The 13,052-nt window shown below is 69.3% G+C and carries 9 protein-coding genes and 3 pseudogenes; 6 read left to right on the top strand and 6 right to left on the bottom strand.

All coding sequences use genetic code 11. From position 1 onward, the window contains the following. The first annotated feature begins 81 nt into the window (after nucleotides 1-81). On the top strand, nucleotides 82-1,191 hold the full coding sequence (locus EES42_RS33605) for a LacI family DNA-binding transcriptional regulator (protein WP_124721981.1): 1,110 nt from the start codon (nucleotides 82-84) through the stop codon (nucleotides 1,189-1,191). Between the two features lie 19 nt (nucleotides 1,192-1,210). Here the strand turns inward: EES42_RS33605 and EES42_RS33600 are convergent, their stop codons facing one another. Then, nucleotides 1,211-2,077, bottom strand: a complete 867-nt coding sequence (locus EES42_RS33600; RefSeq protein ID WP_124721980.1) for an EamA family transporter — start codon at nucleotides 2,075-2,077, stop codon at nucleotides 1,211-1,213. A 59-nt stretch (nucleotides 2,078-2,136) separates the two neighbouring features. On the opposite strand from EES42_RS33600, the gene EES42_RS47395 reads away from it, so the two are divergent. Next, nucleotides 2,137-2,994, top strand: coding sequence for a MurR/RpiR family transcriptional regulator (locus tag EES42_RS47395; protein ID WP_124721979.1), 858 nt, complete (start codon nucleotides 2,137-2,139; stop codon nucleotides 2,992-2,994). Nucleotides 2,995-3,080: 86 nt separating this feature from the next. Here the strand turns inward: EES42_RS47395 and EES42_RS33590 are convergent. Then, a pseudogene (locus EES42_RS33590) lies at nucleotides 3,081-4,106 on the bottom strand (MFS transporter); the annotation flags it as partial. 132 nt (nucleotides 4,107-4,238) lie between these two features. Here EES42_RS33590 and EES42_RS33585 point away from each other — a divergent pair. The 3 genes from EES42_RS33585 (at nucleotide 4,239) to EES42_RS33575 (ending at nucleotide 10,423) form a co-directional block, all read left to right on the top strand. After that, complete coding sequence (locus EES42_RS33585) at nucleotides 4,239-7,454, top strand: Tn3 family transposase (RefSeq protein WP_124721977.1); 3,216 nt, start codon at nucleotides 4,239-4,241, stop codon at nucleotides 7,452-7,454. Nucleotides 7,455-7,859: 405 nt separating this feature from the next. Further along, nucleotides 7,860-9,071, top strand: coding sequence for an MFS transporter (locus EES42_RS33580; RefSeq protein WP_124721976.1), 1,212 nt, complete (start codon nucleotides 7,860-7,862; stop codon nucleotides 9,069-9,071). Between the two features lie 473 nt (nucleotides 9,072-9,544). Beyond that, the gene (locus EES42_RS33575; RefSeq protein WP_124721975.1) at nucleotides 9,545-10,423 is read left to right on the top strand and encodes a recombinase family protein; all 879 of its coding nucleotides are present in this window, start codon (nucleotides 9,545-9,547) and stop codon (nucleotides 10,421-10,423) included. Nucleotides 10,424-10,492: 69 nt separating this feature from the next. Here the strand turns inward: EES42_RS33575 and EES42_RS33570 are convergent. From EES42_RS33570 to EES42_RS33560, 3 genes and pseudogenes are all read right to left on the bottom strand, one after another. Next, a pseudogene (locus EES42_RS33570) lies at nucleotides 10,493-10,690 on the bottom strand (MFS transporter); the annotation flags it as partial. Between the two features lie 57 nt (nucleotides 10,691-10,747). Further along, entirely contained in the window at nucleotides 10,748-11,227 is a 480-nt protein-coding gene (locus EES42_RS33565) for an HIT family protein (RefSeq protein WP_124721974.1), read from the bottom strand. 37 nt (nucleotides 11,228-11,264) lie between these two features. Next, a complete protein-coding gene (locus EES42_RS33560) occupies nucleotides 11,265-12,143 on the bottom strand; it encodes a phosphotransferase (RefSeq protein ID WP_124721973.1) in 879 nt (292 codons plus the stop codon). On the opposite strand from EES42_RS33560, the gene EES42_RS45140 reads away from it, so the two are divergent. After that, nucleotides 12,136-12,726, top strand: coding sequence for a hypothetical protein (locus tag EES42_RS45140; protein ID WP_164495419.1), 591 nt, complete (start codon nucleotides 12,136-12,138; stop codon nucleotides 12,724-12,726). The two genes, EES42_RS33560 and EES42_RS45140, sit on opposite strands and share 8 nt — an antisense overlap. A 90-nt stretch (nucleotides 12,727-12,816) precedes the next feature. Here EES42_RS45140 and EES42_RS46635 read toward each other — a convergent pair. Next, nucleotides 12,817-12,906, bottom strand: a pseudogene (locus tag EES42_RS46635) (hypothetical protein); the annotation flags it as partial. Nucleotides 12,907-13,052 lie beyond the last annotated feature (146 nt).

Raw genomic sequence — 13,052 nt, 5'->3', positions numbered from 1 at the left:
ATGTTAACGGGTGTACCGGTAAACGAAGTTCAGTAAATCGATACACTGGTATGGTCTAGCGAGTTCCGAACCGGAGGTGGCATGAGCGGGGTAACGATCCATCAGGTCGCGGAGGCTGCGGGGGTCTCCGCGAGCACGGTCTCCAACGTCCTGAACGGGCGGACGGACCGTATGCAGGCGGCCACGCTGGCTCGCGTGGAGCAGGTGATCGAGCAGCTCAGCTACCGGCCCAACCGAGCCGCCCGGATGCTGCGCACCGGCCGGATCAAGGTCATCGGCCTCATCGTGCCGTCGGTGGCCAACCCCTTCTGGGGGGCGCTCGCCCGGGAGCTGGAGGCCATCGCGCTCGCCGAGGGTTACCACGTACTGCTCTGCAACAGTGAGCGCGACGCGGCCCGCGAGCTCAAGTACGGCGAGGAACTGCTCGCGGACGGGGTGAGCGGAGTGGTGCTCTGCTCCTCGCTGCCCTCGCTCGACCACATGACACCACTGCTGAGCCGAGGGCTGAAGATGGTCGCCTTCGACCGCACCGCGCAGGCGGGGGATCCGCCGTCGCTGGCCTCCATCAGTGTCGACAACGCGATGGGCGCCGAGATCGCCACCCGTCATCTGATCGAACTCGGACACCGCCGGCTGGCGTTCGTCTCCGGCTCGGTCAACAGCGTCAACCGCCGCGAACGGTTGCGCGGCTTCCGGGCCGCCCTGGAGGCGGCCGGTCTCGACCCGGCCGACGCGATCGTCTGGCCGGGCGCCGACGCCACCGAGTTCGGTGACAAGGACGCGGCCGAACTGGGGCGCAACGCCGCCCGGGAGCTCCTCGGCGGCCCCCGCCCGCCCACCGCGTTCGTCGCCATCAACGACATGTGCGCGATCGGGATCTGCCGGGGGGCCAAGGACGCCGGGCGCAGCGCCGGCCAGGACGTCTCCGTGGTCGGCTTCGACGACATCCTCCTCGCCGACCTCTTCGAACCGCCGCTCACCACGGTCCGCCAGCCGCTGCCGGAGATGGCCGCGGAGACCTTCCAGCAGCTGCGGGCCCGGATCGACTCGGCCCCGGCGGCGGGACGGTCACTGCTCATCCGGCCGAGGCTGGTCGTACGGGAGTCGACGGCCCCGGCGCCGGTCGGTGCGGCCGCCGCCATCCCGGCACCGGGCGGACCGGAACGGCAGGTCGCGGGCCGGACGGTGTAGCCGGGGCGGGTCCGGCGGTTCAGGGATGGGCGAGTTCGAGTACGACGATGCCGGCGAGGACGGCCGCGCCGGCGGTGAGGCGCAGCCGCCCGAACCGTTCGCGGAACAGGAGCGTGGCGATCAGCGCCGCGATGAGGATGCTGGTCTCGCGCAGGGCCGCGATGGTCGCGAGGTCGCCGTGGGCCTGCGCCCAGATGACCAGGCCGTAGGCGGTCAGTGAGATGACGCCGCCGGTCAGGCCGACCCCGCGGACCGGCTTCAGCTGCGCGAGCAGCGGACGGCCCCGCCGGGCGAGCGCCAGCAGAGGCAGAACGGGGCCCTGGCAGAGGAAGAGCCAGGCGATGTAGCCGATGACGGTCCCGGAGTGGTGCACCCCCGTGCCGTCGACGACGGTGTAGGCCGCGATGACCGCGCCGGTGGCCACCGCCGCGGCGAGCGCGGGCAGCTGTGCGCGCCCGGGCCACCCGTCCGCGAAGGCCAGCCCGGCCAGTCCGGTCGAGATGACCAGTACGCCCACCATTTCGGCGGCGGCGATTGGCCGGCCCAGCAACGTCACGGAGGCGACGGCCACCAGCAGTGGCGCGGTGCCGCGGGCGATGGGGTACATCTGGCCGAAGTCGCCCAGCTGGTAGGCCCGCAGCAGGAAGAGCTGGGAGAGCACTTCCAGTGCGGCGGAGACCAGGATGAACGGCCAGGCCCCGGCCTCGGGCAGCGGAACGAGGCAGACCATGACCGCCGCGCAGCCGGTGTACGCGAGGTTGATGAGGGTGAAGCCCACGAGTTTGTCGGGGATGCGGTGAGCCATCGCGTTCCACAGCGCATGGAGAACGGCGGCACAGAGCACGGCCGCAGGCACGGCTGAGCCAGGGGGAAGGAACGAGGGCATGGCGGGGCTCCCTGCGACAACAGAGTATCTGGAACGAAATTCCGCGCTACTCTAATCACATGGAACAGAATTCCAGTGACGGGTACCGGCTCGGTGCCCACGTGAGGGCCAGGCTGCCGGAGCTCCGGGAGACCGAGGCGCGCGTCGCGCAGGTGATCCTCGACCAGGGGGCCGACCTGGTCCGGCTCAGCGTCAGTGACGTCGCGGCCCTGGCCGGTACGGCTCCGTCGTCGGTCGTCCGTGCCTGCCAGCGCCTCGGCTTCCGCGGCTATCAGGAACTGAAGATCGCGGCAGCACGCCAGGGCCCGGGGAGCGGCGCACCGGCCCTCGACCCCGGCGACGACCCGGCGGCCCGTGCGCTGGCCGACACGCTGCACGCCTCCCGCGAGGCCCTCGACGACCTGGCCACCACCCTCACCGCCACCGGGCTCCGCGCCGCCGCCGCCGCACTGGACGCGGCCCCCCGCGTCGTGGTCGCCGCGGCCGGCCTCTCCGCCGCCGTGGCCGCCGACGCCGCGTACCGGCTGCGTGCCCTCGGCTGTGTCGTCGACGCCCCCGCCGACGCCCTCACCGCTCAGCTCTCCGCCGCCCAACTCCCGCCGGGCGCCGTCTGCCTGGCCATCAGCCACACCGGAGCCACCCGCAGTACGGTCGACACCGCCCGCCGCGCCCGCCTGGCCGGAGCCGAGGTCATCGGCCTGACCAGCTATGCCCAGTCACCGCTGAGCGAGACCAGTACGCACACACTGGTCGCCGGGGGACAGGACCTGGTCTTCGGCCTGGAGACCACGGCCAGCCGCATCGCCCACCTGGTCACCGTCGACGCGCTCGCCCAGACCCTCCTCGCCCTGCGCACGACGACGGCGGAACGAACACTCCACCTCTCGGCCGACGTCACCGCCGACCACTCCTACTGACCCCCGCGCACGAGCGACTTCACGGGCGGCTCGTGGCACGGGTCCATTCACCGGTGGACCCGTGCCGGGCGCCGCCCGGATCGTGGTCAGCGGCGATTGACGCGGTACACGTCCCTGACACAGAGGTTGAGGAGTGTGGCCGCCACGATGACAGCGGCGCAGACCAGCAGTACGGTCCGGTCGGCCCAGGCGTGCACGGCGAGCGCGGTGATCAGGTAGCCGAGCGGGATGGCGAGACGCTCCCCGACACCGTTGAATGAGCTCATCCGGCCCATCTCCTCCTGCGGCACATGCTGTTGGAGAGCCGTGTTCCACGCCACGATGGTGATGTCCAGCCCGATGCCCGCGATTACGGCGCCGAGCAGCACCCACGGCAGGGGCAGGCCAAGGCCCAGCGCGGCCGGCGGCAGACAGAGCCCGGCGCCGGTGACCACGGCGACGGCCAGCAGCCGGTACGGCTTCCAGCGCAGGCACACCACCGTTCCCGCCAACAGGCCGAAAGCGAACGCGCCCTGGACGAGCCCCCAGGAACGTGCCCCCGAGTAGCGCTCGGCCGCGACCACCGGACCGAGCAGCTGAAACCCGGCCAGCCACGCGGCGACCACCACCGTTCCCGCGGCGGTGTACGTCCACAGCCAGGTACGCGACCGGAACCCGGACCACCCCGCCCGCAGATCGGCCAGGGCGCTGCTCGTCGTGACCGGTGCGCTCAGCCGCAGACCGAGCAGGAGCAGCGCCGCGACGAGAAAGCTGAGCGCGTCCCAGGACAGGGCCCAGGCCGGCCCGCCGACCGCGACGATCACCCCTCCGGCAACAGGGCCGAGCACCTTGACGGCATTGCTCGGAAGCCGGAGCAGCGCGTTGGCCCGTTGGAGATGCTCGGCCGCGACGATCTGCGCCACGACGCCCGTCGCGGCCGGAGCCGTGAAGGCCGTGGCGATCCCCGAGACGAAACCGCACCCGGCGATCGAAGCCGTTGTGGCATGTCCGGTGGCCACGAGCGTCGCGAGCACGCCCTGCGCGGCCGCGGCCAGCAGGTTGCTCAGGAACAGGATCCGGCTGCGGGACAGACGATCCGCGAGCACCCCGCCCGCGACGGTGAAGACGATGGTGCGGGTATCGCCGAGATACGGGTCAAAGGGGCAATGAGTTGATCTTGAATCCCTGAGAGCGCCCGTCCCGTCACCCGTTCGGCTCGGTGTCGTTGGTTGTGATGTTGTTGTCGTCTGGGCCGGGGCGGGATTGTGACCTCGATCGAGCGGACCGCGTACCCGCGGTTCAAGCGGCTGATCACCGCGCATGAGCTGTATCTGTTCTTCTCGCCAACTCGCGATGAGCTTCAGTGGGCGGCCGATGCCACGGATGGAGACGAACATCTGCTGGCCCTGCTGCTGATGCTGAAGTCGTGCCAGCGCATGGGATGCTTCCCCGCGCTGGAGGACGTGCCGGAGCAGGTGGTGGAGTTCGTACGGCGCCAGGTGGAGCTGCCGGAGGGCACGCTGCCGCTGTACCGGGCGGAGCGGACCGCCAAGCACCACCGGGGCCTGGTCCGCAAGAAGTTCGGCGTGAAGTACGACCAGGGCGAGGCCCGGCGGATCGCCGAGCGGTCGATCCGCAAGGAGGCCGCGGCGAAGAACCGGCCCGCGGATCTCATCAACATCGCGTTGGAGAAGGTGGTGGAGGCCGGGCTGGAGCTGCCGGGGTTCTCCACCTTCGACAAGATGGCCTCGGAGATCCGCACCGAGGTGAACGTCTCGATCCGCGAGGGCATCCACGACCGCATGACTCCCGTTCAGCGGGCCGGGCTGCTGCGGCTGCTTCAGGAGCGCGACAGCGACGGCACCACATTGTTCAACCGGTTGAAGAAGCCCGCCAAGGGGCCGACCTGGTCGCACTTCAAGAGCCTGGCCAAGCGCCTGGAGTGGGTCGACGAGCTCGGCGACACGTCGGTGTGGATGGAGTCGGTCGCCACGGGGAAGATCACCGACTTCGCCGGGGAGGCGGACGCGGCGGACGCCTCGGAGCTTCGGGACTACGCCCCCATCAAGCAGATCGCGCTGATCGCGTGTCTGACTCACAAGGCGAGGATGCGGGTCCGCGACGACCTGGCGACGATGTTCTGCAAGCGCGTCGCGACGAAGATCAAGAAGGCCAAGGAGGAGCTGGAGGAGATCCGGCTTGCCGAGCGGGAGATCGTTGAGGCACTGATCGGGAACTACCGCACGGTGCTCAAGAACATCGACGCCGACGGCCCCGCCCATCAGGCGGTTCAAAAGGCCGCGGCCATGACCGCCGAGGTCCGCCACGCCCTGGAGGGCCTGGATGACGAGTCACCGGGGGACGAGGTCGCCCAGCGCCTGGGCGGCAAGGTTTCCCCGGCGGTCCTGGCGATGGCCAAGGCCCTGGTGGTGCAGGCTGGCGGGCTCGGCGCCGTCACCAAGGCGGTGGAGGGCTTTGGCGGGTTCGTCCAGCAGTACGAGCAGATCGAGAAGGTCTCGGCCCATCACGGCAACTTCTGGGAGGTGCTGCTGTACGGGCAGATCGGCCGGGACCGCGCGGTGATGTTCGACCTGGCCGAGAAGCTGGAGTTCACCGAGACGTCCGAGGACCGGCGGGTGCTGGATGCGCTCGCGCACGCCCAGCGGCACCAGAGCGCCCGCGGCGAGTACATCACCGCCTTCGACGAGGAGGGCAAGGAGGTGGACATCTCCTTCGCCACGCAGAACTGGCGCAAGGCCGTGGTCGACAAGACCCGTGCGGCGCAGTTCGTGCGCAAGCACTTCGAGGCGATGGTCTTCACCGCGCTCGCCGAGGAACTGCGCACCGGCGATGTCGCGGTCGTCGGCTCGGAGGAGTACGCGGACTGGTCCAGGCAGTTGCTGGACTGGGAGGTCGTGAAGGAGAAGCTGGGCACCTACTTGGTCGAGGTCGGCCTGTGCGAGGAGGGCGAGACCGCCGCGTTCGACGCGGTCCCCTTCCGCCGGCAGCTGGAGGACAAGCTCACCGCGGCCGCCGCGGCGGCGGATGCCGGGTACCCGGACAACGAGGGCCTGGTCATCGACCCCGAGACCGGAATCCCGTCGCTGAAGCCGCACCGCTCTGAGGGACAGCGGCCCTCCGCGAGGCGCTTGGAGCAGGAGATCAAGGCCCGGATGCCGGAACGCTCGCTCATGGGGATCGTGGCACGGACCGCGTACTGGGTGGATTGGTGGCAGCGCTTCGGTCCGGTGTCCGGCAACGAGCCGAAGCTGGGTGATCCCTTCGGCCGCTACGTCATCACGACCTTCGTCAAGGGCACCAACATGGGCCCGTACGAGGCCGCCCGGCACATCCCCGGAGTCTCCGGCCATGAGCTGGCGTACACGGCGAACCGGCACTTCTCGATCGTGCTGCTGAACGAGGCGATCGCCGATCTGGTTAACGCGCATGCTCGCCTGGACATCTCGCAGGCGTGGGGCGACGGCACTACGGTGGCGGCCGACGGCACCCACATGGACACCTATCTCGACAACCTGCTCGCCGAGACGTCGGTCCGGTACGGCAAGCCGGGCGGGATCGCCTACCACCACATCTCCGACACCTACGTCGCGCTGTTCACGCACTTCATCCCGTGCGGGGTGTGGGAGGCCGTCTACATCATCGAGGGCCTGCTCAAGAACTCCTCCGAGGTGCAGCCGACCACGGTGCACGCGGACACCCAGGGCCAGTCCCAGCCGGTGTTCGCGCTCGCGCACCTGCTGGGCTTCGATCTCATGCCCAGGATCAGGAATTGGAAGGGCCTGACCTTCTACCGGCCCAGCAAGACCACCGAGTACGTGCACATCGGCGCGCTGTTCGGCGAGGTCGGGAAGAACGTCATCGACTGGGACCTGATCGAGTCCCAGTTCCGGCACCTGATGAAGGTGGCGGTCTCCGTACGGGAGGGGGCGATCTCCTCGTCCACGCTGCTCAAGCGGCTACGCTCGGGCTCCAAGAAGAACGCCACCTACGCGGCCTTCCGCGAGGTTGGCCGCGTGATCCGCACCGTCCAGCTACTGCGGTACCTCTGTGATCCGGCGCTTCGCCGACGGGTGACCGCGGCGACGAACAAGACCGAAGCATTCAACGGCTTCTCGCAGTGGATCGGCTTCGGCAACCGCGGGGTCATCGCGGACAACGACCCGGTCGAGCAGGAGAAGGCGATGAAATTCAATGCTCTCCTCACGAACGCGGTCATTTTTCACAATGCCCTGGACATCGCCGAGATCGTGCGACAGCTGCTGGAAGAGGGCTGGACGATCGAGCCGGAGGACCTGGCCCACATCTCGCCGTACCTGACCGGGCACATCAACCGGTTCGGCGAGTACAGCACGCACGAACTCGGCATCCAGCCCGAGGCGTACGACCCGAAGCTCGATGTCGACTTCACTCAGCTCCGCGACCAGGACCTGACCGCCGCCGGTCTCCGCCAAGCCGCCTGACCCGGCCGCGAGCGGGTCGGCATCATGAGGCCATAAACGAGGCGCCCGAGCTCCCGGCCGGTCGGCGGCGTGGTTGTCGTCCAGGACGCGTTCGATCCGCTCCCGCGGTTTGAGCGGGTCACCCTTCCGCACGTCGCCGGTCTTGGGCAGCTCAGCCTGGAAGAGATGCGGCCTTCGGCAGTAGGGGAGGTCACCGGTGCGGAATTACCCAAGCCGGCATGGAGGCCGCGTCCTGTTAACCTTCCCGGATGTTCATCGTGATGTTCATCTGACGGTCCTGGGTCTCTCCCGTCCAGGTTCTGATCCGTTGAGGGTGCGCTCTGTCCTGCCCTCCGGACCTCGATAGCCGTCAGATTCTTGGCGGCCTCGCGTTCAGCGTCGGTCGCACATCATCGGAGCTTCTTCGTGCTCGCAGTACTTCTCCTTCCTGGCGCTCTTCGCGCCTTCCTCCCCGCCCTGATCGGCCGGTCCGCCCTCGCGATGGGTGGTCTTGCTCTCCTCCTCGCCGTCCAGGACAGCACGGGTTCGTACACGCAGGCCGGTTTCGCAACAGCGGTGTTCGGCATCGCCAACGTCCTCGCTGCCCCCTGGCGTGCCCGGGCCGTCGATCGATTCGGTCAACGGATCGCGCTCACCACGATGGCCTCGGGCCAGGCCTCCGGGTTCATCGCTCTCGCGCTCATCACGGGAGCCGAGAGTGTCGCGGATATCTGGTTCCTCGTTTTCAGTGCGGTGGTCGGCCTGACAGCGCCACCCCTGGGGGCGGCGATGCGAATGGTCTGGGCATCGCTCACAACAGCCGGTGACCAGCGAACAAAGGCATTCAGTATCGACGCGGTTTGCGAAGAGCTCCTCTTCGTCGGTGGTCCTGTCATCATCACCGCGGTCATCGTGGCCAGTTCTCCCAGCATCGGGCTCTGGGTGACCGCGGCAGCGGTTTCCCTCGGCACTGCAGCGATGACGTCCAGTGCGTCATCGGGGGCGCTGCGCGGGACAGGAGGGAGCGGCGCGCAAGGTGATCGCCCACTGCGACAGCCAGGTTTCGCAAGGGTATTGGTCGTCCTGCTGGGCGTCGGTGGTGTATTGGGCGTCGCGGAGATCGCAGCGCCAGCCACCGCTGCTCAACGTGATGCTGTCGCAGCTTCGGGCTGGCTCCTGGCGGCCTTTGCCGGCGGAAGCGCTCTCGGGGGTTTCCTCTATGGGCAACTGAACCTCAAGTCGGGAATCGGCAAGAGGCTGTTCGCCCTGTGCGTCGGCATGGGGCTTGCTGCGATGTTCGTGTCCCAGCTGGACACACTCGGTCTCTTCGCCGCAGGCCTCGCCCTCATCGGCCTCTTCCTCGCCCCGTCCCTCATCACCGGATACCTCATCGCCGACACCATCGTTCCGGACACCAGCCGGACGGAAGCGTCGACATGGATCAACACCTCCGTAAACCTCGGCGCATCGCTGGCATCCGCCGTGGCAGGACTCGTCATCGACAGGTCCGGCGCCTGGCTCGCCCTCTTGCTCGTGGGCGCGATTGCTCTCGCGCTCGCCTCCGCTGTGCCATTCACACGGCTGCGCAAGATCGAGTCACCTGCGGACCACGCTCCCGACCGTTGCGAGCAAGGCTGATCAGCAGCCCCCGACCTCCCGAGCGGTCAGGGCGTTGGTGCTGGCGTGCGGTGCTCCGTAGAAGCCAGGACGGGGTGGTCGGCCATGGGGCCGGCGGATCGGACCCCAATCACGGTGGGGACTGGCTTGACAGTGAGGGGCCCCGGCGGCGCGCCGCCGGGGCCCCTCACATATCCACCCTTCGACGACGGTCTGTTCGTCGAAGGCTCGAAGGGGCAGCGACCTCTGACAGGCCGTTGGCGTCGCTGGTCATCTCGCGGCGGCCCAGGAGCGGAACGAACTCCAGATCGAGAGCGCCCAGGCCGCCACGCAACCACCGTTGAAAGGGTGTCACGCTTCGCGCTCGCAGAAATGAGTAGTTCTGAGAGGCCGGAGACCCCGCCGGACCGTGTCCGGTTTGCTCCTGATCTTCGTTCCCACAACCTCTCGCAAAACAGCTTTCGCGCAATGTCCCTCGCGATAGGTTTTGCGACATGTCAGAGCTCGCCGAACCGGCCGCCGTCGTCGAACAGTTCGACTGTCCGACATGTGAGGTGCCCGCCGGAAGCACCTGCCGCACCCGCGGCGGCAAGGTCGCCCCGAAGTACCACACCCCGCGCTTCATGCTCGTCCCCCAGCTCCGCGCCGAGCTGGAGGTGAAGACCCCTGCCGACCGCGGACCCGGCCGCGCGTGGGAGATGGGCCCGGCCATCGACGCCTCCGCGCCGGAAGCCGCGACGAAGCCCACGAGGGTGGGGTATGCCCGTTGCAGTACCGCCCAGCAGGAGCTTCAGAGCCAGCTCGACGCCTTGGCGGAAGCCGGGTGCGATCCGGTCTTCTCGGAGAAGATCAGCACCCGGGTCAAGGTCCGGCCTGAGTTCGTCAAAGCGATGGACTTCGCGCGCACCATCAAGAAGGCCGTCCCGCACCAACGGGTGATCTTCACCGTGCACGAGATGAAGCGCCTGGGCCGCGGCGCCGCCGAACTGCTGGCCATCGCCGAGGACCTGCGCCACCACGACATCCAGCTCGAACTCCTCACCGGTCCCCTCCAGGGCGTCTACGACCCGTCCGGGCACGGCGCCGCCCTGTTCGCGTTCTTCGCTGGCATGGCCGAGTCCGAGCGCGAGTACATCCGGGAGAAGTCCCTCGAAGGCCAGGCGTCCGCCCGTGAACGCGGCCGGCATGGCGGACGTCCGAAGGTCGTCGACGACGACATGGCCGCGTACGCACGATCCCTGCGGGCCAACGGCGTACCTGTTCCCGAGATCGCCCGCAAGCTCGTCATCACCTCGGGCAAGAACCAGGGCAAGCGGCCCTCGGTCGCCACCGTCTACCGCATCCTCGCCGAGGACGCCGACGGCGCCGAGTAGGCCCGGATGCCCGTCAGGGCTTCAAGATCAACTCATTGCCCCTTTGCCCCGTATCTCGGCGATACCCCTAGTGGGGACCGAATTGGTCGCCAGCACCACACCGAGCGACCCGGCTCCGCCGCCCTGGCCGATCACCGCGTAGGCGAGTGCGAGGGGCGCCATCGCCGAGCCGGTCGCCGAGACGAGAGAGGCGAGCGCGAACCGCCGGAAGGCCGGAACCCGCAAGGGTGTCGGACGGGTCGCGGGCGCCTCGACGGTGGATTCCATGATTCTCCTGCTGCAGATGTCGCGGCGGTCGTTCCGGCTGCTGGTGGGGCCGGACCGTCAGCTCATCGCCGGCGCTCTGTCCAGCTCCTCACCGATACCCGCCCGCAGGGCGTCGTGCCGCGGGCCGAGCGCGTAACGCTCGTCGGTCCACCGGTCGTGGGGATACAGCCAGACGGGCATGCCCACCAGATCGGCCGGTTCCCACTCGTAACGCGGCCACACATGGGCGTGCAGAAAACCGTCGGTGTTGCCGAGGATCTCCAGATTCACCCTGCGGAACGCGGGGTCGGCGCGGCGGCAGGCCCGCTCGACGGCCTCGCCGAGCCGGTCCATGTCACAGAGGAAGGCCAGCCGTTCGGCCCGCGGGAGTTCCGACAGGCGCTGCACGTCGGTTCGGCCGGTCAGGAGTACCGAGTACCCCGGCAGGAACTGCACGTCCCCGATCACCGCGAATCCCGAACCCAGCCGTCGCAGCACGGTCGGGTTCTCTCCTCGCAGCGCACTGCCTATTCGGTCGTTCCGCCAGTTCGAAGCCACGGCAGGAACCTACCTCGGCCCGTACGTCCCGCCTCCGTCAGAGGCGTCGCTCGGCCAGATCAAGCCAGTGCTCCACGTCGCCCGGTGCGAAGTGCCGGATGGCCCAGTCGGTCATCCGCAGACTCATGTGGGCCCAGCAGGGGCGCAGAACGTCGTCGGGCAGCGCGTCCAGGATGTCGTCGAGCCGGCCGACGACCCCCGGCGCCTGTTCCCGTGCGTGCAGCCCGAAGCGCAGCGTGACCAGGTCGAAACGGCGGTCTCCCCGTCCGGCGCCGTCCCAGTCGATGACCCCGGTGACCGTGCCGTCCACGGCGAGCAGGTTGCCGTGGTGAAAGTCCTGGTGCACGGCATCGTCCCCGGCCAGACGGGGAGGATGACCGGCACCGACCGAACGGACCCGGCGTTCGAGGGCGGCGCTGCGCGGGCTGTGAAGACGCAGCGGCTCGTGAAGGCAGTAGCCGGGGCCGTCGTCCAGCAGATACAGGTGCACCGACGGGATGTCGGCGCGCCCGGCCAGCAGCCCGGCCTGGGATTCGTTGAGAGCGAGAGCCTGATCCAGACCGTGGTGGTCCAGCGACTCCGGCGGTGTGCCCGGCAGAAGCTCCTGGACCAGCACCACCCCTCCACCCACCTGGAGCGCCAGCTCCGTGGACGGGCAGGGACACCCCTGATCGCGCAGCGCCTCGCACACCGCCAGGGGCCCCGCCCGCAGCGCTTCGAGCCGGGTGTCCGGCCGCCACTTCAGTACGGACCGGTGGCCGTCGGGCCACCGGACGTACGCGGCACCCACCTCGCCGCCCGGACAGGGCCCCTCGACCACCAGCCGCACGCCGGTCCCGGCGTGCACGGCATCCGTCATCCGGCCGGCGTCGAGGCGCTCGGCACGTTCCCAAGGGTGCTGCGGTGAGGTGGTCATCGGAGCATTCTCCGGGAGGAGCGATACGGATGCCGGTCAGGGGGCCGGGCTGCGGCGCAACACCTTCCCCGCTCCGTCCGCTTCGAGCGAGGCCGTGGAGTCCGGTCACGGTGATGCGGATGGTGAGGGTCCCGGTGATGCGGTCGGCGGTGAGTTGCCGGGACTGCGGGGAGTCGATGCCGAGGGTGGTGCTGGCGTTCTCGACGAGGGCGGGGACGCGCTCGTACGGCAGGGAGCGCAGCTGGAAGCCGGGCGCCCGGACTTCGGCGGGGGTGAAGACCACGTCTCGATCTTCGCGAGAGCGGTGCACGGCACCACGGCCGCCTCGCGGGCGCGCCGGGGCATCCGGGCCAGGAAGAACAGCAAGGCGTACACCGCGGGCGGGCCCAGGCCCGCGACGAACACCGGCACGCTCTCGATGACGGTGCCGAGGACCAGCGCGGCGAGCGACGCCCCGACGATGCCGCCGGTCAGGAACCCCCGAGCGAGGGCTACCGGACCGTTGTGGCTGGGGCGGGCGCTCTCGGCTGTCACCATGGAAGCGATTGTGCCGTGCGCGGACGAATACCGAACGCGCTTTTGATGGCTGTGTGGCGGGCAGCGAACGTGAATCGTGGGCGCGGTCCGCCGCTCGGTTCCGGCGGGCGCTGCGGACGATCCGGCCGACGGCCGCCGCCTGCTCCGGGTGCTCCTCCAGCCAGGTGCCGAGGTGTTCCCGGACGGCGTCGGCGACACAGGCACGCACCGCGGCGCCGCCCAGCACGCCGTTCGTGGCGCCGAGGAACACCGGACGGGCCAGCTTCACCGAAACGACCGCCGTCAGGAACAGCGGACGGTCCAGCCTCACCGAAACGACCGCCGTCAGGCCCACGCCGATCTGCTCGGTACCGAGGCCGGGATCGGCGGCCG

The organism is Streptomyces sp. ADI95-17 (assembly GCF_003846175.1).
Classification (GTDB): Bacteria; Actinomycetota; Actinomycetes; order Streptomycetales; family Streptomycetaceae; genus Streptomyces; species Streptomyces sanglieri.
Note: the sequence above shows the minus strand (reverse complement) of the source record. Positions and strands in the feature narration are given on the sequence as shown.